Here is a 14921-nt window from a genome sequence, read left to right on the forward strand (position 1 = left end):
ATGGCGAAGGCGAAATACGAGCGGACGAAGCCGCACTGCAACATTGGGACGGTTGGTCACGTTGACCATGGTAAGACGACGTTGACGGCGGCGATCACGAAGGTGATGGCGGAGTCTGGATCTGGCGAGGTGATGGCGTATGACGCCATTGACAAGGCGCCTGAGGAGAAGGCGCGCGGGATCACGATTTCGACGGCGCACGTTGAGTACGAGACGGCGAACCGTCACTATGCGCACGTGGACTGCCCGGGACACGCGGACTATGTGAAGAACATGATCACGGGTGCGGCGCAGATGGACGGGGCCATTCTGGTTGTGTCCGCAGCGGACGGGCCGATGCCGCAGACGCGCGAGCACATTCTGCTGGCGCGCCAGGTTGGCGTTCCGGCGCTTGTTGTCTACCTGAACAAGTGTGATCAGGTTGACGACGAGGAGCTTCTTGAGCTGGTTGAGCTTGAGGTGCGCGAGCTTCTGTCGAGCTATGACTTTCCGGGCGACGACATTCCGATCATCAAGGGGTCTGCCCTGGCGGCGATCGAGGACACGGACCAGAAGCTGGGCCATGATTCGATTATCGAGCTGATGCAGGCGATTGACGACTACATTCCGACGCCGGAGCGTCCGAAGGACCAGCCGTTCCTGATGCCGATCGAGGACGTGTTCTCGATTTCGGGTCGCGGGACTGTTGTGACGGGGCGTGTTGAGCGCGGTGTGGTGAAGGTTGGCGAGGAAGTCGAGATCGTTGGCCTGCATGACACGCGGAAGACGACGGTGACCGGCGTGGAGATGTTCCGCAAGCTTCTGGACCAGGGCGAGGCCGGTGACAACATCGGTGCGCTTCTGCGCGGTGTTGGCCGTGACGACGTTGAGCGTGGCCAGGTTCTGGCGAAGCCGGGGACGATCACGCCGCACACGAAGTTCAAGGCCGAGGCCTACATTCTGAACAAGGACGAGGGCGGTCGTCATACGCCGTTCTTCACGAACTACCGTCCGCAGTTCTATTTCCGTACGACGGACGTGACGGGTGTTGTCACGCTTCCTGAGGGCACGGAGATGGTGATGCCGGGCGACAACGTCTCGATGGACGTGGAGTTGATTGCGCCGATTGCCATGGACGAGGGCCTGCGCTTCGCCATCCGCGAAGGTGGACGGACCGTCGGCGCTGGCGTCGTCGCCTCCATCGTCGAGTGAGTCAGGTTTTTTGTGTGTACCGGCCGGCCCGTTGCCTAGACATCGGGCCGGCCTCTTTGGACGAGCGCTGAACAATGGATCATCAAAATATCCGTATTCGCCTGAAGGCGTTCGATCACCGGGTCCTGGACCAGTCGACCGGGGAGATCGTGAACACGGCCAAGAGGACGGGGGCGCAGGTGCGCGGTCCGATTCCGCTGCCGACCCGAATCGAGCGTTTCACGGTGTTGCGCTCGCCGCACATCGACAAGAAAAGCCGCGAGCAGTTCGAAATGCGGACGCACAAGCGGCTTCTGGACATAGTTGACCCGACCCCGCAGACAGTCGATGCGCTGATGAAGCTCGATCTGGCCGCTGGTGTCGACGTCGAGATCAAACTGAAGGGATGATCCGATGCGCACGGGTATTATTGCGCAGAAATTGGGCATGACCCGGATTTTCCGGGAAGACGGAACGCATGTTCCGGTGACCGTTCTGCAGATGGAAGATTGCCAAGTTGTGGCCGTCCGTACCAAGGACAAGGACGGCTATACGGCCCTTCAGCTGGGCGCCGGCAAGGCGAAGCCGAATCGCGTGTCCAAGCCGGAGCGCGAGCGTTTCGCCAAGGCCAAGGTGACGCCGAAGAAGAAGTTGGCCGAGTTCCACGTGTCCGAGGATGCAGTCCTCGATGTGGGGACAGAGCTGTCCGCCGGACATTTTGTCGCCGGACAGAAGGTCGATGTGGTCGGCACCAGCATTGGTAAGGGCTTTGCAGGTGCCATGAAGCGCCACGGATTTTCTGGCCTGCGTGCGAGCCACGGCGTTTCCGCTTCGCACCGCAGCCACGGGTCGACCGGCCAGATGCAGGATCCGGGAAAGGTCTTTAAGGGTAAGAAGATGGCCGGGCAGATGGGCAATCGTCGCGTGACGACCCAGAACCTGGAAGTGGTGGCGACCGATGAGGCGCGCGGCTTGGTCATGGTTCGTGGTGCCGTACCAGGATCCGACGGCGGTTGGCTCCTGGTTTCGGACGCGACCAAGGCAACCCTGCCCGAAGGCATCCCCTTCCCGGCAGGCCTGAAGCAGGCTGCCGATGCCAAGGCGAATGGCGGAGCCGAAGCGGCACCGACCGAAGACGCGCCGGCCGCTGAAACGGAAGCGCCTGTTGAGGCAGACACTGCCTCTGAAGGCAATGAAGAGCAGAAGGAGCAGTGACCATGAAGTTGAAGGTCACGACTCTCGACAATAAAGAGAACGGCGAGATCGAGCTTAGCGATTCCGTCTTCGGGGTGCCCGTGCGCCGCGACGTCCTGGCACGTGCCGTGAACTGGCAGCTGGCTCAACGCCGGGCTGGCACGCACAAGACCCTGACGCGTGGTGAAGTCGCGGGTCGCGCTCAGAAGGCCTATCGCCAGAAGGGCACAGGTCGTGCCCGGCGCGGTGACATGAAGACCAACATCATGCGTGGTGGGGGAACCGTTCACGGTCCGTCTCCGCGTGATCATGGCCATGACCTGTCGCGTAAGTTCCGCCAATTGGCCCTGAAGACAGCACTTTCGGCAAAAGCTGCCGACGGCAAGCTTTCTGTGCTGGACAGCGCCAAGCTGGACAGTCATAAGACAGGGGAGCTTGCCAAGCGCTTCGCAGGGCTTGGCTGGTCCAACACTCTCATCATCGACGGTGCGGAAATCGACGAGATGTTCGCGCGCGCTTCGCGCAACATCCCGATGGTCGACGTTCTGCCGCAGCAGGGCGCCAACGTTCACGACATCCTGCGCCGCGACAGGCTGGTTCTGACCCGCACGGCGGTGGAAGCGCTGGAGGCGCGACTGAAATGAGCAAGGGACGTGCCCGCACGACTGCAGCTGGGAAGCTGTCCGGCGAACGGATGCATGAAGTCATCCGCAAGCCGGTTATCACGGAAAAGGCCACCCTGGCCGGTGAACACAACCAGGTTACCTTCCAGGTGTCCCTCGACGCCACCAAGCCGGAGATCCGGACGGCGGTTGAGACCCTGTTCAAGGTGAAGGTTAAGGCGGTCAACACTCTGCGTCAGCAGGGCAAGACCAAGCGTTTCCGGGGACGTCCCGGACAGCGTTCTGATTACAAGAAAGCGATGGTCACGCTTGAGGAAGGTCATTCCATCGACGTGACCACGGGGATCTGATCCATGGCGTTGAAGACATACAATCCCGTCACGCCGGGGCGCCGCCAGCTGGTGCAGGTCAACCGGTCCGGCCTTTGGAAGGGCGAGCCCGTCAAGAAGCTGACCGAAGGGCTGGGCAAATCCGGTGGGCGCAACAACCTTGGGCGCATCACGGCACGCCGTATCGGTGGTGGGCACAAGCGCACCTATCGCGTGATCGATTTCAAGCGGCGTAAGTTCGATGTGCCTGCGAAAGTCGAGCGACTGGAGTATGATCCGAATCGCACGGCGTTCATTGCGCTGTTGACCTATGAGGATGGCGAGCAGGCCTATATCATTGCACCTCAGCGCTTGAGCGAAGGCGACCAGGTGATCGCATCCGACAAGGCAGATGTGAAGCCAGGCAATGCCATGCCGCTGCGCTCCGTGCCGATCGGAACGATTATCCACAACGTCGAGCTGAAGCCCGGCAAGGGTGCCCAACTTGCGCGTTCCGCCGGAACCTATGTCCAGTTGGTTGGTCGTGATGCGGGGTACGCCCTGTTGCGCCTGGCATCCGGTGAAGTTCGGATGGTGCGCTCGGACTGCATGGCCAGTGTCGGTGCGGTCTCCAATCCGGACCAGGCCAACACCAATCTAGGCAAGGCCGGGCGCAAGCGCTGGACCGGCAAGCGCCCTGCGGTGCGTGGTGTCGCGATGAACCCCATTGATCACCCGCATGGTGGTGGTGAGGGTCGGACCTCTGGCGGACGTCATCCGGTGACGCCCTGGGGTAAGCCCACCAAGGGTCACAAGACCCGGCACAACAAGACGACCGACGGCCTGATCGTACGCCGCCGGAAAACGCGGAAGAAGAAGTAAGGAGCCGATAGAATGGCGCGTTCAGTTTGGAAAGGCCCTTTCGTCGACGGCTACCTGCTCAAGAAAGCCGAGACAGTACGTAACGCGGGCCGCAACGAGATTATCAAGACCTGGTCGCGACGCTCGACCATCATGCCGCAATTCGTCGGCCTGACCTTCGGCGTCCACAACGGTCACAAGTTCCTCCCGGTTCTCGTCAACGAGAACATGATCGGGCACAAGTTTGGCGAGTTTGCTCCGTCCCGCACCTTTACAGGGCATGTGGCGGACAAGAAGGCGAAGAGAGGTTAAGGGCGATGGGTAAGCTCAAGAGCGAACGCAGCCTGTCTGAGAACGAGGCCCTGGCCAGCGCCAGCCTGCTGCGGACCAGTCCGCGCAAGTTGAACCTGGTTGCCGGGATGATCCGCGGTAAGTCTGCGGAGCGTGCGCTTTCGGACCTGACTTTCAGCAAGCGCCGGATCTCCCAGGAGGTCAAGAAGGTGCTACAGGCCGCGATCGCCAATGCGGAAAACAACCATCATCTGGATGTTGACCGCCTTTATGTGGCGGAGGCCTCTGTCGGCAAGGCCTTCATGATGAAACGATTCCGTCCGCGCGCACGTGGTCGTGCGGGCAAACTCTTGAAGCCCTGGAGCCGCTTGCGTGTTGTAGTGCGTGAGCGCGAGGAGAGCGCCTGATATGGGTCAGAAAATCAATCCGATCGGCCTGCGGGTCGGAATCAACCGTACCTGGGATTCCCGCTGGTTCGCCGGCAAGGAATACGGCAACTACCTCCATGAGGATCTCAAGCTTCGTGAGTTCCTCTACAAGCGCCTGCGTCAGGCGGGTGTGGCACGCGTGATCATCGAGCGTCCGGCGAAGCGGGCACGTATCACGATCCATACGGCGCGCCCGGGTGTTGTTATCGGCAAGAAGGGCGCAGACATCGAAAAGCTGCGCCAGGAATTGCAGAAAATGACGGGTGGTGAGGTCAGCCTCAACATCGTCGAAATCCGCAAGCCGGAACTGGATGCCAAGCTGGTGGCCGACAACATTGCGCAGCAGCTCGAACGCCGTGTCGCCTTCCGGCGCGCGATGAAGCGAGCGGTCCAGAACGCCATGCGCCTAGGCGCCCAGGGCATTCGGATCAACTGCGCCGGTCGCCTCGGCGGTGCCGAGATCGCGCGCACCGAATGGTACCGTGAAGGCCGCGTGCCGTTGCACACGCTGCGTGCGGACATCGATTACGGCGAAGGCCGCGCAAACACGACCTATGGCACCTGCGGTGTAAAGGTCTGGATTTTCAAGGGCGAGATCATAGCTCACGACCCCATGGCGCAGGAAAAGCGTCTGAGCGAGAGCCAGAGTGCAGCCCCCGCCCGCCAGTAAGGCGGCCGGTCAAGAGTTAGGGAACGGGAAAGATGCTGTCTCCAAAGCGGACGAAGTATCGCAAGCAGTTCAAAGGGCGCATCCACGGGATGGCCAAGGGTGGAACCGAGTTGAACTTCGGGACGTATGGCCTGAAGGCAACGACTCCGGGCCGCGTTTCGGCCCGTCAGATAGAGGCTGCGCGTCGGGCGATTACACGCCATATGCGTCGTGTCGGTAAGCTCTGGATCCGTGTTTTCCCGGATGTTCCGGTATCTTCCAAGCCCGCCGAAGTCCGTATGGGGTCCGGCAAGGGGTCGCCTGAATGGTGGGCAGCACGTGTGAAGCCCGGCCGAGTAATGTTCGAACTCGAAGGGGTCAACAAGGAAATGGCGCGTGAAGCCTTCCGTTTGGCCTCGACGAAACTGCCGGTGCAGACGCGTTTCGTGACGCGCATCGGTGAGGAGGATTAAAGCGATGAAAGCGGAAGATATTCGGGCCAAGAGCCAGGATGAGCTGAAGGAGCAGCTGGTGACGCTGCGCAAGGAAGCTTTCAACCTGCGCTTCCAGCAGGCCAGCGGCCAGCTCGAGAACACCGCGCGGGTGCGGCAGGTGCGCCGTGACATCGCTCGTATCAAGACCGTTCTGCGCGACCACCAGGTTGCGCAGGCCGCTCAGTAGGAGTTTGTGATCCATGCCGCGTCGTATGCTGCAAGGTGTCGTCGTCAGTACCAAAACGGACAAGACGGTGACGGTCCTGGTTGAACGGCGGGTGATGCACCCGCTGTACAAGAAATTTATTAAGTCCTCCAAGCGGTACCGTGCTCACGACGAGCAGAATCGCTGTGAGGAAGGTGAGCGTGTTCGAATCGTCGAATGCCGACCGATGTCGAAGTCGAAGCGCTGGGCTGTCCTTGATGACGGCGCAGGCGCAACCCAGAGCTAGGAGTTGACGTCATGATTCAGATGCAGAGCAATCTCGATGTGGCCGACAACTCCGGTGCGCGCCGCGTCATGTGTGTCAAGGTGCTGGGTGGTTCCAAGCGCAAGTCCGCCGGCGTGGGTGACGTCATCGTCGTGTCTGTCAAGGAGGCCATTCCCCGTGGTCGCGTCAAGAAGGGCGATGTCGTGCGTGCCGTAATTGTGCGGACTGCGAACGATATTCGCCGTCAGGACGGTTCGGTGATCCGGTTCGACAACAATGCGGCGGTTCTGCTGAACAAACAGAACGAGCCCATCGGAACGCGTATCTTCGGGCCGGTCACACGTGAGCTTCGTGCCAAGAAGTTCATGAAGATCGTATCTCTTGCGCCAGAGGTGTTGTGATGGCGAACAAGATGAAAATCCGCAAGGGCGACAAGGTCGTGGTCACCACGGGCAAGAGCAAGAAGCACGTTGGCGAAGTCCTGCGTGTCATGCCCAAGGATGAACGCGTGCTTGTCCAGGGTGCCAATATCGTGAAGCGGCACGAACGCCAGTCGGCACAGAGCCAGGGCGGGATCGTCGAGAAGGAGGCACCCATTCACATTTCCAACGTGGCGTTGCTGGATCCGCGCGATGACCGCGCGACCCGCGTCGGCTGGAAAACTGTCGAAGGGGGGCGCAAACTCCGTGTTGCGCGCCGCTCCGGCGAAACAATCGATAGCTAAGTAAAGGCGAGTGCGATGACAGCCCGCTTGAAAGAGCACTACTCGAAAGTCGTCAAGCCGCAGCTCAAGGAAGAGTTCGGCTACAAGAACGACATGGAAATACCACGCCTCGACAAGATCGTGATCAATATGGGCGTTGGCGAAGCCGTGGCCGACAGCAAGAAGCTGAAGACGGCCATGGAAGAGCTGGCCCGTATTTCCGGTCAGAGGCCGGTCAGCACCAAGGCGAAGAAGTCGATTGCCGGCTTCAAGGTTCGCGAAGGTATGGACATCGGCTGCAAGGTCACACTACGTGCAGATCGCATGTATGAATTCCTGGATCGCCTGGTGACCATTGCCCTGCCACGTGTGCGCGATTTCCGCGGGCTGAACGGCAAGAGTTTCGATGGGCATGGCAACTATGCCATGGGCCTGAAGGAACAGATCGTGTTTCCGGAAATCGACTATGACGCCGTCGACGAGATCCGGGGCATGGATATCATCATTTGCACCACGGCCAAGACGAATGCCGAAGCGCATGCTCTGCTGAAGCACTTCGACATGCCGTTCCGAAACTGAACGGCGGAAGGATAAGGACCTATGGCAAAGAAAAGTGCTGTTGAACGTAACAAGAACCGTGCTCGTCAGGCACGCCGCTATGCCGCCAAGCGCGCGGCTTTGAAGGCGATCGTGCATGATGGCAATAGCGCACCCGAGGAACGCTTTCAGGCGTCCCTTAAACTGGCAGAATTGCCCCGCAATTCCGCCAAGGTGCGCATCCGCAACCGCTGCGAGGTTACCGGGCGTCCGCGCGCGTATTACCGCAAGCTGCGTGTTTCGCGTATCGCGCTGCGTGATCTGGCCAGTAACGGACAGATCCCGGGCATGGTGAAGTCGAGCTGGTAGGAGGAACGACGCTATGGCGATGAGCGATCCCTTAGGGGATTTGCTGACCCGCATTCGAAACGGGCAGCGCTCCAACAAGTCTGTAATTTCGGCGCCGGCCTCCAAGCTGCGAGCCAATGTCCTTGAGGTTCTCAAGCGTGAGGGGTACATCCGTGAGTACCGTGGCTCGGTGGATGATGAGGGCTTTGATGTCCTCGAGATCGAGCTGAAGTACTTCGAGGGTGAGCCGGTCATTCGCGAGATCTCGCGTATTTCCAGGCCGGGCCGTCGGGTCTATTCCAAGATCCGTGAACTGCCCCGCTACTACAACGGCTTGGGCATCGCGATTCTCTCGACCCCACGCGGGGTGATGTCGGATCACGAGGCCCGTGCTGCCAATGTTGGCGGCGAGCTGCTTTGCCGCGTGTTCTAAGGAGTCCTGTTTCATGTCGCGTGTAGGCAAGAATGCGGTGAGTGTACCGAGCGGTGTCGATCTGAAGATCGAAGGCCGGACCGTCACTGCGAAGGGCAAACTGGGTGAGCTCTCGTACGAAACCACCGAGGAAGTCGAGTTGGTTCACGAGGACGATCAGGTTACGGTCAAGCCCGCCAATGACACCAAGAAGGCGCGCGCGCTTTGGGGTACGACACGTGCCCGGATCCAGAACCTGGTCCAGGGTGTATCGGAAGGCTTCACCAAGTCGCTTGAGATCACCGGTGTTGGTTACCGTGCCGCGGTCCAGGGAAGCACCCTGAACCTGCAGCTCGGCTACAGCCACGACATCAACTTTCCAATTCCGGAGGGGTTGAAGGTGGTCTGTGAGCGTCCGACGGCCGTTGCCGTCAGTGGTGCAGACAAGCAGTTGGTCGGTCAGTTTGCTTCGGAGATACGCAGCGCGCGTGGTCCTGAGCCCTACAAGGGCAAGGGTGTGCGCTATGCGGACGAAACGATCCTGCGCAAGGAAGGCAAGAAGAAGTAATGGTGAACGCGAAGCAAAAGCTGGTTAAGCGCTCGCAGCGTGTGCGTGCGAGCCTGCGGCGCAAGTCGAGCGACCGCCCGCGTCTGTCGGTGTTTCGCTCGAGCAAGCATATCTATGCACAGGTGATTGACGACAAGCAGGGCCGGACCCTGGCTGCAGCCTCGACCATCGACACGGATCTGAAGGGCAAGCTCAAGTCCGGTTCCGATACCTCGGCCGCGAGTGAGGTTGGCAAGCTGGTTGCCGAGCGAGCCAAGAAGGCTGGCGTCGAGAATGTCGTTTTCGATCGCAGTGGGTATCTCTATCACGGCCGCGTCAAGACGCTGGCCGATGCCGCCCGTGAGGGCGGTCTCTCGTTCTAAGTCAGGGAATAGCGTAGCAATGGCACGTCCGCAGAAAGATGACCGCAGCGCCCGTGGAGAGCGCGAGGATACGGAGATTGTCGACAAGCTGGTCGGCATCAACCGCGTTGCCAAGGTGGTAAAGGGCGGTCGGCGCTTCGGCTTTGCCGCACTTGTGGTGGTCGGCGACCAACGTGGTCGCGTCGGCTTTGGCCACGGCAAGGCCCGTGAGGTTCCCGAGGCGATCCGCAAGGCGACCGAGTCGGCCAAGCGCGGGATGAAGCGCATTCCGCTGCGAGAGGGCCGTACCCTGCATCACGACATCGAGGGCAACTTCGGTGCCGGACACGTTATCCTGCGTGCGGCACCGGCGGGTACCGGCATCATTGCCGGTGGACCGATGCGTGCTGTCTTCGAATGCCTGGGTATCCAGGACATCGTTGCCAAATCGGCAGGCACGCAGAACCCCTATAACATGATCCGTGCAACCTTCGACGGCCTGCAGCGCATCAACAGCCCCCGCATGGTGGCTCAGCGTCGCGGCAAAAAGGTTAGCGAGGTTATTGGCAAGCGCGAAGACACAGCGGCTTCAGCGCCAGCTCAGGAGTAACCCCTTATGGCAGCCAAGACGACAACCAAGAAGACGGCGAAGACCGCCACAGGCCGCGTTGTGGTCCAGCAGACACGCAGTGCCATTGGCCGAACCGAAGACCAGCTTGCGACCCTGCGTGGGCTCGGGCTTGGCCGGGTCAACCGCAGGCGCGAACTGGAAGACACTCCGGCCGTACGCGGGATGATCGGCAAGGTGCGCCATCTGGTGCGCGTGGTCGAATAAGAGGCGGCCTGGGCGCTCTCGTGCCCGGCACAAGTTTCTGTCAAGAGGTCGGCGCCACTGCGCCGGAAAGTTAAGGAACGTAGAGATGAAGCTGAATGAACTGAGCGACAATCCGGGCGCGCGCCAAGCACGCAAGCGCGTCGGACGTGGAATGGGCTCGGGTCTGGGCAAGACTTCCGGTAAGGGCCACAAGGGTCAGAAGGCACGCAGCGGCGTTTCCATCAAGGGCTTCGAGGGTGGCCAGATGCCGCTCTATCGCCGCCTGCCGAAGCGCGGCTTCAAGAATATCTTTGCGCGTGAGTATGCGGAAGTGACGCTGGCGCGCCTGCAGGCAGCCGTCGACTCCAAGCGTCTGGATCCCAAGAAAACCGTTGATGCTGAAGCCATGCGCGCGGCTGGCCTGTTCAAGAAGCCGGGACGGGATGGCGTGCGCCTGCTGGGCAATGGCGAACTGACAGCGAAGCTCGATCTCAAGGTGGCCGGAGCAACCAAGTCCGCCGAGGCCGCAGTCGAGAAGGCGGGCGGCACCCTGACGGTTGATGCGCCCGCAGAGAAGAGCGAAAAGCAGGATCAGGGCTAAGATCAGGTCCGCGCAGACAGGATAGTAGGCACTCATGGCTTCAGCCGCCGAACAACTTGCCGCAAACGTCAATTTCGGTGCCTTTGCAAAGGCAACTGAGCTCAAGAGGCGCATCTGGTTCACGCTGGGTGCGCTGATTGTCTATCGTCTGGGCACCTATATCCCCGTTCCTGGTATCGACCCGGCGATCCTTGCCGATATCTTCGAGCAGCAGGCCGGGGGGATCATAGGCGTTTTCGACATGTTCTCCGGCGGGTCGCTGGGCCGCATGACGATCTTTGCACTCAGCATCATGCCGTACATTTCGGCGTCGATTATCGTGCAGCTGATGACCGCCGTCTCGCCGACCCTTTCCCAGTTGAAGAAGGAAGGTGAAACGGGCCGCAAGAAGATCAACCAGTATACGCGCTACTTCACGGTGGTGCTGGCGGCCTTCCAGGCCTATGGCATGGCTGTGGGACTGGAGACGATGAATGTCGGTTCCGGGTCTGCGGTGATCGATCCGGGCATGATATTCCGCATCAGCACCGTGATCACCTTGACCGGCGGCACGATCTTCCTGATGTGGCTGGGTGAACAGATCACGCAGCGCGGTGTCGGTAACGGCATTTCCCTGATCATTTTCTCGGGCATCGTCGCAAACCTGCCGGGTGCGATAGCTCAGTTGCTTGAGCTGGGACGCACTGGCGCCATGTCCACGGCGTTCATCCTGTTCCTGATTGTCATGGCCGTGGCTGTGATCACCTTCATCGTCTTCATGGAGCGTGCTCAGCGCCGCCTGCTGGTCCAATACCCCAAGCGCCAGGTTGGCAACCGGATGTTTGGTGGAGAGACCTCGCATCTGCCGCTCAAGCTGAACCCATCGGGTGTCATTCCGGCGATCTTTGCGTCCTCCTTGCTGCTGATGCCGATGACCGTAGCCGGGTTCTCAGGTGGTGGCGGGGTCGCAGGTCCAGCCTGGCTGGACTGGATCACCACGAACATCTCCCATGGTCAGCCGCTCTACATGGTTCTCTATGCAGGCCTGATCATCTTCTTTGCCTTCTTCTACACCGCCATTGTCTTCAATCCGGAGGACACGGCAGATAATCTGAAGAAAAACGGTGGGTTCATTCCGGGCATACGTCCAGGCAAGAATACCGCGCGCTATATCGACTATGTGACGACCAGGCTGGTTACCGTTGGCTCGATCTATGTGGCCCTGGTCTGCCTGTTGCCGGAAGTGCTTATCTCACAGTATGCCGTGCCGTTCTATTTCGGGGGCACCAGCCTGCTGATCGTGGTTTCGGTCACCATGGATACAGTGGCCCAGGTCCATGCGCACTTGTTGGCGCATCAGTATGAGGGACTCATCAAGAAATCGAAATTGAAGGGCAGGCGGGGATGAATATCATTCTTCTCGGTCCTCCGGGGGCCGGAAAGGGAACGCAGGCGCAACTTCTGACGGAGCGTCACGGAATTGCGCACCTGTCGACGGGGGATATGTTGCGCAGCGCGGTTGCTTCGGGAAGCGAGCTGGGACAGCGCGCCAAGAAGATCATGGATGAAGGGCAGTTGATGCCCGATGAACTGATGATCAAGATGATCTCCGAGCGCATAGAGCAACCGGATTGCGCCAAGGGCTTCATCCTGGATGGGTTCCCGCGGACCGTCCCGCAGGCTGAGGCCCTGGACACTCTTCTGGAAGGCAAGGGGCTGCCTTTGGGGGCAGTCATCGAGATCAAGGTGGACGAGGCTGAACTGGTCAGCCGGATCGAAAGCCGAATCAATGAATCGGAACAGGCGCGTTCCGATGACACGGTAGATACCCTTAAGCGCCGGCTGGAAGTCTATCATGAGCAGACAGCTCCGATACTTCCCTATTACCGGGAAAAGGGCATACTGAAGACGGTCGATGGCATGAAGCCAATCGATGAAGTGACGGAGCAGATCGAAGGTATCCTGAAGGCCGCATAAAAGGGTCTGAAGGAGTAAAGGCAAGACTTGACCCAGCGGAGGCCGTTCCTATAATCGCGGCTTCCTGGCGCGGGTGCGACCGGGCTGTTTTGCCTGTTCGATTTGTCCTGTTGTTGGTTTGAACTTGATACAGGTTTTAAGGAGACTGCGGCGTGGCACGTATCGCTGGCGTCAATATTCCTACAGGCAAGCGCGTTCCCATTGCGCTTACCTACATTCACGGGATCGGCCCTGCCAAGGCTAAGGAGATCTGTGAGAAGGTGTCCGTGCCCGAGAGTCGGCGCGTTCATGAAATGACCGACGACGAAGTCGTGCGGGTGCGTGAGACCATTGACCGGGAATACCTGGTCGAAGGTGATCTGCGCCGTGAGGTCGCGATGAACATCAAACGCTTGATGGATCTCGGCTGCTATCGTGGCCTGAGGCATCGCAAGAACCTGCCGCTTCGCGGTCAGCGTACGCATACCAACGCACGTACCCGCAAGGGTCCTGCGAAGCCGATTGCCGGCAAAAAGAAAGCGACGAGATAAGGGCGCACAGATATTATGGCCAAACAGCAAACTTCCCGCCTGCGCCGCCGCGAAAAGAAGAATATCACTTCCGGCATCGCGCATGTGAACGCTTCCTTCAACAACACCGTGATCAGCATCACGGATGTCCAGGGCAATGCCATCGCCTGGTCGACGGCCGGTGCGCAGGGGTTCAAGGGCTCTCGCAAGTCCACGCCTTATGCCGCACAGATCGCTGCCGAGAATGCCGGGCGCAAGGCCCAGGAACACGGCATGCGCACCCTGGAAGTCAATGTGAAGGGCCCGGGTTCGGGCCGCGAATCGGCTTTGCGTGCGCTGCAATCCGTGGGCTTCCAGATCACGGCCATTCGGGACGTCACGCCGATCCCGCATAATGGCTGTCGCCCGCGCAAGCGCCGCCGCGTCTGACACTGCTATCTGCGCATCCCTCAACGGATGGCCGTCGACGGTGTATCGAGCCGCCGCCGACTGCGAGATAGAGGGACAGCGTTTGAGACACCGCCGTCTCGGAAGAGACGGTGGGTGTGTTTCAAGAACCTAGCTCGACTCAAGAGGCATATGAATGCTGGAAAAGAATTGGACCGACCTGATCAAGCCGAACAAGCTGGATGTCCAGCCCGGGAGTTCGGCTGAACGTACTGCCAAGATTGTTGCAGAACCACTGGAGCGCGGGTTTGGACTGACGCTGGGCAACGCCCTGCGCCGCGTCCTGCTCTCCTCGCTACAGGGGGCTGCCGTCACCGCAATCCAGATTGACGGAGTTCTGCATGAATTCTCGTCCATCCCGGGTGTGCGCGAAGACGTGACCGACATTGTCCTGAACGTGAAGGCTCTGGCACTGCGGATGCATGCCGAGGGACCGAAGCGCATGCGCCTGCGTGCCGAGGGGCCGGGCGAAGTCACCGCCGCACAGATCGAACTCAGTGCCGACATCGAGGTCATGAACCCCGACCTGGTCATCTGCACCCTGGACGATGGGGCGCGCTTCGACATGGAACTGACCGTCGAGCAGGGCAAGGGCTATGTTCCCGGCTCGCAGAATCGACCGGAGGATGCGCCGATCGGTCTGATCCCGGTGGATTCCATTTTCTCTCCCGTGCGCAGAGCCGCCTACAAGGTCGAGAACACGCGTGTGGGCCAGGTCACCGACTACGACAAGCTGACCATGGAAATCGACACCAATGGAGCTCTGTCACCCGAGGATACCTTGGCCTACGCCGCGCGTATCCTTCAGGACCAACTGCAGCTCTTCATCAACTTCGACGAGCCTCAGGCGCATGATGCCAAGGAAGACGAGGGTGAGCCGCCGTTCAATCGCAATCTGCTTCGCAAGGTGGACGAGCTTGAGTTGTCTGTTCGTTCGGCCAATTGCCTGAAGAACGACAACATCGTCTACATCGGTGATCTGGTACAGAAGTCCGAAGGTGAAATGTTGCGTACGCCGAACTTCGGCCGAAAGTCGCTGAACGAGATCAAGGAAGTGCTGGCACAGATGGGTCTGCATCTCGGTATGGAGATCCCAAACTGGCCGCCAGAGAACATCGAGGAGCTTTCCAAGCGCCTTGAAGAGCCGTACTAAATTCGGCTGGCTTAAGTTACAGGGCCGTACGGGCCCGCCCCATTGTTCCGGATGAAGGGCAGTGGGCAGTGTAATCGATCTCG

The 14921-nt window shown here is 60.0% G+C and carries 27 protein-coding genes; all 27 read left to right on the top strand.

What is annotated here, in order from left to right:
* The 27 genes from tuf to BP38_RS0113290 all read left to right on the top strand — a co-directional run bounded on the left by tuf (position 1) and on the right by BP38_RS0113290 (position 14838).
* Complete coding sequence (gene tuf, locus BP38_RS0113160; RefSeq protein WP_026988103.1) at positions 1-1191, top strand: elongation factor Tu; 1191 nt, start codon at positions 1-3, stop codon at positions 1189-1191.
* A gap of 74 nt (positions 1192-1265) precedes the next feature.
* Entirely contained in the window at positions 1266-1580 is a 315-nt protein-coding gene (gene rpsJ, locus BP38_RS0113165) for a 30S ribosomal protein S10 (RefSeq protein WP_022728267.1), read from the top strand.
* 4 nt (positions 1581-1584) lie between these two features.
* Entirely contained in the window at positions 1585-2385 is an 801-nt protein-coding gene (gene rplC / locus BP38_RS0113170; protein ID WP_026988104.1) for a 50S ribosomal protein L3, read from the top strand.
* A 2-nt stretch (positions 2386-2387) separates the two neighbouring features.
* Positions 2388-3008: a 50S ribosomal protein L4 gene (gene rplD / locus BP38_RS0113175; protein ID WP_026988105.1), complete on the top strand. Its 621-nt coding sequence runs from the start codon at positions 2388-2390 to the stop codon at positions 3006-3008.
* A complete protein-coding gene (locus BP38_RS0113180; RefSeq protein ID WP_051609354.1) occupies positions 3005-3337 on the top strand; it encodes a 50S ribosomal protein L23 in 333 nt (110 codons plus the stop codon). The genes rplD and BP38_RS0113180 overlap by 4 nt, the downstream gene beginning before the upstream one ends.
* A gap of 3 nt (positions 3338-3340) precedes the next feature.
* Positions 3341-4177, top strand: coding sequence for a 50S ribosomal protein L2 (gene rplB, locus BP38_RS0113185; protein WP_026988107.1), 837 nt, complete (start codon positions 3341-3343; stop codon positions 4175-4177).
* A gap of 12 nt (positions 4178-4189) precedes the next feature.
* Positions 4190-4468 carry a 30S ribosomal protein S19 gene (rpsS, locus tag BP38_RS0113190; protein WP_026988108.1) on the top strand — a complete coding sequence of 93 codons (279 nt, stop codon included), beginning with the start codon at positions 4190-4192 and terminating at the stop codon, positions 4466-4468.
* A 5-nt stretch (positions 4469-4473) separates the two neighbouring features.
* A complete protein-coding gene (gene rplV / locus BP38_RS0113195; protein WP_035725276.1) occupies positions 4474-4854 on the top strand; it encodes a 50S ribosomal protein L22 in 381 nt (126 codons plus the stop codon).
* Between the two features lies 1 nt (position 4855).
* Complete coding sequence (gene rpsC / locus BP38_RS0113200; RefSeq protein WP_026988110.1) at positions 4856-5545, top strand: 30S ribosomal protein S3; 690 nt, start codon at positions 4856-4858, stop codon at positions 5543-5545.
* Positions 5546-5577: 32 nt separating this feature from the next.
* Complete coding sequence (gene rplP / locus BP38_RS0113205; protein ID WP_022728259.1) at positions 5578-5997, top strand: 50S ribosomal protein L16; 420 nt, start codon at positions 5578-5580, stop codon at positions 5995-5997.
* A 4-nt stretch (positions 5998-6001) separates the two neighbouring features.
* Positions 6002-6205 (top strand): 50S ribosomal protein L29, encoded by a 204-nt coding sequence (gene rpmC, locus BP38_RS0113210; protein WP_026988111.1) that lies wholly within the window; start codon positions 6002-6004, stop codon positions 6203-6205.
* 13 nt (positions 6206-6218) lie between these two features.
* Positions 6219-6470, top strand: coding sequence for a 30S ribosomal protein S17 (gene rpsQ / locus BP38_RS0113215; RefSeq protein ID WP_026988112.1), 252 nt, complete (start codon positions 6219-6221; stop codon positions 6468-6470).
* A gap of 11 nt (positions 6471-6481) precedes the next feature.
* Entirely contained in the window at positions 6482-6850 is a 369-nt protein-coding gene (gene rplN, locus BP38_RS0113220) for a 50S ribosomal protein L14 (protein WP_026988113.1), read from the top strand.
* A gap of 11 nt (positions 6851-6861) precedes the next feature.
* Positions 6862-7173, top strand: a complete 312-nt coding sequence (gene rplX / locus BP38_RS0113225) for a 50S ribosomal protein L24 (protein ID WP_155992435.1) — start codon at positions 6862-6864, stop codon at positions 7171-7173.
* A 15-nt stretch (positions 7174-7188) separates the two neighbouring features.
* Positions 7189-7731: a 50S ribosomal protein L5 gene (gene rplE / locus BP38_RS0113230; protein ID WP_026988115.1), complete on the top strand. Its 543-nt coding sequence runs from the start codon at positions 7189-7191 to the stop codon at positions 7729-7731.
* Between the two features lie 21 nt (positions 7732-7752).
* Positions 7753-8058 (top strand): 30S ribosomal protein S14, encoded by a 306-nt coding sequence (gene rpsN / locus BP38_RS0113235; RefSeq protein ID WP_026988116.1) that lies wholly within the window; start codon positions 7753-7755, stop codon positions 8056-8058.
* Positions 8059-8071: 13 nt separating this feature from the next.
* Positions 8072-8470 (top strand): 30S ribosomal protein S8, encoded by a 399-nt coding sequence (gene rpsH, locus BP38_RS0113240; protein WP_026988117.1) that lies wholly within the window; start codon positions 8072-8074, stop codon positions 8468-8470.
* Between the two features lie 13 nt (positions 8471-8483).
* Positions 8484-9017 (top strand): 50S ribosomal protein L6, encoded by a 534-nt coding sequence (gene rplF / locus BP38_RS0113245; RefSeq protein WP_026988118.1) that lies wholly within the window; start codon positions 8484-8486, stop codon positions 9015-9017.
* Positions 9017-9379, top strand: coding sequence for a 50S ribosomal protein L18 (gene rplR / locus BP38_RS0113250; protein WP_035725277.1), 363 nt, complete (start codon positions 9017-9019; stop codon positions 9377-9379). Before rplF ends, rplR begins: the two co-directional genes overlap by 1 nt.
* Positions 9380-9398: 19 nt before the next feature.
* Positions 9399-9968 carry a 30S ribosomal protein S5 gene (gene rpsE, locus BP38_RS0113255; protein ID WP_022728249.1) on the top strand — a complete coding sequence of 190 codons (570 nt, stop codon included), beginning with the start codon at positions 9399-9401 and terminating at the stop codon, positions 9966-9968.
* A gap of 6 nt (positions 9969-9974) precedes the next feature.
* Positions 9975-10193, top strand: a complete 219-nt coding sequence (rpmD, locus tag BP38_RS0113260) for a 50S ribosomal protein L30 (protein ID WP_051609355.1) — start codon at positions 9975-9977, stop codon at positions 10191-10193.
* A gap of 85 nt (positions 10194-10278) precedes the next feature.
* Entirely contained in the window at positions 10279-10773 is a 495-nt protein-coding gene (gene rplO / locus BP38_RS0113265; protein ID WP_026988122.1) for a 50S ribosomal protein L15, read from the top strand.
* 34 nt (positions 10774-10807) lie between these two features.
* Complete coding sequence (gene secY, locus BP38_RS0113270) at positions 10808-12160, top strand: preprotein translocase subunit SecY (RefSeq protein ID WP_026988123.1); 1353 nt, start codon at positions 10808-10810, stop codon at positions 12158-12160.
* Complete coding sequence (locus BP38_RS0113275; RefSeq protein ID WP_026988124.1) at positions 12157-12729, top strand: adenylate kinase; 573 nt, start codon at positions 12157-12159, stop codon at positions 12727-12729. Before secY ends, BP38_RS0113275 begins: the two co-directional genes overlap by 4 nt.
* A 152-nt stretch (positions 12730-12881) precedes the next feature.
* The gene (gene rpsM, locus BP38_RS0113280; RefSeq protein WP_022728244.1) at positions 12882-13259 is read left to right on the top strand and encodes a 30S ribosomal protein S13; all 378 of its coding nucleotides are present in this window, start codon (positions 12882-12884) and stop codon (positions 13257-13259) included.
* Between the two features lie 15 nt (positions 13260-13274).
* Positions 13275-13667, top strand: a complete 393-nt coding sequence (rpsK, locus tag BP38_RS0113285) for a 30S ribosomal protein S11 (protein WP_022728243.1) — start codon at positions 13275-13277, stop codon at positions 13665-13667.
* 154 nt (positions 13668-13821) lie between these two features.
* Entirely contained in the window at positions 13822-14838 is a 1017-nt protein-coding gene (locus BP38_RS0113290) for a DNA-directed RNA polymerase subunit alpha (protein ID WP_026988125.1), read from the top strand.
* Positions 14839-14921: the final 83 nt, after the last annotated feature.

The organism is Fodinicurvata fenggangensis DSM 21160 (assembly GCF_000686045.1).
Taxonomy (GTDB): domain Bacteria; phylum Pseudomonadota; class Alphaproteobacteria; order Kiloniellales; family DSM-21159; genus Fodinicurvata; species Fodinicurvata fenggangensis.

What these genes read in the sequence shown, in the direction of transcription:
- tuf (WP_026988103.1), top strand. Translation starts at nt 1, where the DNA reads ATGGCGAAGGCGAAATACGAGCGGACGAAGCCGCACTGCAACATTGGG.
- rpsJ (WP_022728267.1), top strand. Translation starts at nt 1,266, where the DNA reads ATGGATCATCAAAATATCCGTATTCGCCTGAAGGCGTTCGATCACCGG.
- rplC (WP_026988104.1), top strand. Translation starts at nt 1,585, where the DNA reads ATGCGCACGGGTATTATTGCGCAGAAATTGGGCATGACCCGGATTTTC.
- rplD (WP_026988105.1), top strand. Translation starts at nt 2,388, where the DNA reads ATGAAGTTGAAGGTCACGACTCTCGACAATAAAGAGAACGGCGAGATC.
- BP38_RS0113180 (WP_051609354.1), top strand. Translation starts at nt 3,005, where the DNA reads ATGAGCAAGGGACGTGCCCGCACGACTGCAGCTGGGAAGCTGTCCGGC.
- rplB (WP_026988107.1), top strand. Translation starts at nt 3,341, where the DNA reads ATGGCGTTGAAGACATACAATCCCGTCACGCCGGGGCGCCGCCAGCTG.
- rpsS (WP_026988108.1), top strand. Translation starts at nt 4,190, where the DNA reads ATGGCGCGTTCAGTTTGGAAAGGCCCTTTCGTCGACGGCTACCTGCTC.
- rplV (WP_035725276.1), top strand. Translation starts at nt 4,474, where the DNA reads ATGGGTAAGCTCAAGAGCGAACGCAGCCTGTCTGAGAACGAGGCCCTG.
- rpsC (WP_026988110.1), top strand. Translation starts at nt 4,856, where the DNA reads ATGGGTCAGAAAATCAATCCGATCGGCCTGCGGGTCGGAATCAACCGT.
- rplP (WP_022728259.1), top strand. Translation starts at nt 5,578, where the DNA reads ATGCTGTCTCCAAAGCGGACGAAGTATCGCAAGCAGTTCAAAGGGCGC.
- rpmC (WP_026988111.1), top strand. Translation starts at nt 6,002, where the DNA reads ATGAAAGCGGAAGATATTCGGGCCAAGAGCCAGGATGAGCTGAAGGAG.
- rpsQ (WP_026988112.1), top strand. Translation starts at nt 6,219, where the DNA reads ATGCCGCGTCGTATGCTGCAAGGTGTCGTCGTCAGTACCAAAACGGAC.
- rplN (WP_026988113.1), top strand. Translation starts at nt 6,482, where the DNA reads ATGATTCAGATGCAGAGCAATCTCGATGTGGCCGACAACTCCGGTGCG.
- rplX (WP_155992435.1), top strand. Translation starts at nt 6,862, where the DNA reads ATGAAAATCCGCAAGGGCGACAAGGTCGTGGTCACCACGGGCAAGAGC.
- rplE (WP_026988115.1), top strand. Translation starts at nt 7,189, where the DNA reads ATGACAGCCCGCTTGAAAGAGCACTACTCGAAAGTCGTCAAGCCGCAG.
- rpsN (WP_026988116.1), top strand. Translation starts at nt 7,753, where the DNA reads ATGGCAAAGAAAAGTGCTGTTGAACGTAACAAGAACCGTGCTCGTCAG.
- rpsH (WP_026988117.1), top strand. Translation starts at nt 8,072, where the DNA reads ATGGCGATGAGCGATCCCTTAGGGGATTTGCTGACCCGCATTCGAAAC.
- rplF (WP_026988118.1), top strand. Translation starts at nt 8,484, where the DNA reads ATGTCGCGTGTAGGCAAGAATGCGGTGAGTGTACCGAGCGGTGTCGAT.
- rplR (WP_035725277.1), top strand. Translation starts at nt 9,017, where the DNA reads ATGGTGAACGCGAAGCAAAAGCTGGTTAAGCGCTCGCAGCGTGTGCGT.
- rpsE (WP_022728249.1), top strand. Translation starts at nt 9,399, where the DNA reads ATGGCACGTCCGCAGAAAGATGACCGCAGCGCCCGTGGAGAGCGCGAG.
- rpmD (WP_051609355.1), top strand. Translation starts at nt 9,975, where the DNA reads ATGGCAGCCAAGACGACAACCAAGAAGACGGCGAAGACCGCCACAGGC.
- rplO (WP_026988122.1), top strand. Translation starts at nt 10,279, where the DNA reads ATGAAGCTGAATGAACTGAGCGACAATCCGGGCGCGCGCCAAGCACGC.
- secY (WP_026988123.1), top strand. Translation starts at nt 10,808, where the DNA reads ATGGCTTCAGCCGCCGAACAACTTGCCGCAAACGTCAATTTCGGTGCC.
- BP38_RS0113275 (WP_026988124.1), top strand. Translation starts at nt 12,157, where the DNA reads ATGAATATCATTCTTCTCGGTCCTCCGGGGGCCGGAAAGGGAACGCAG.
- rpsK (WP_022728243.1), top strand. Translation starts at nt 13,275, where the DNA reads ATGGCCAAACAGCAAACTTCCCGCCTGCGCCGCCGCGAAAAGAAGAAT.
- BP38_RS0113290 (WP_026988125.1), top strand. Translation starts at nt 13,822, where the DNA reads ATGCTGGAAAAGAATTGGACCGACCTGATCAAGCCGAACAAGCTGGAT.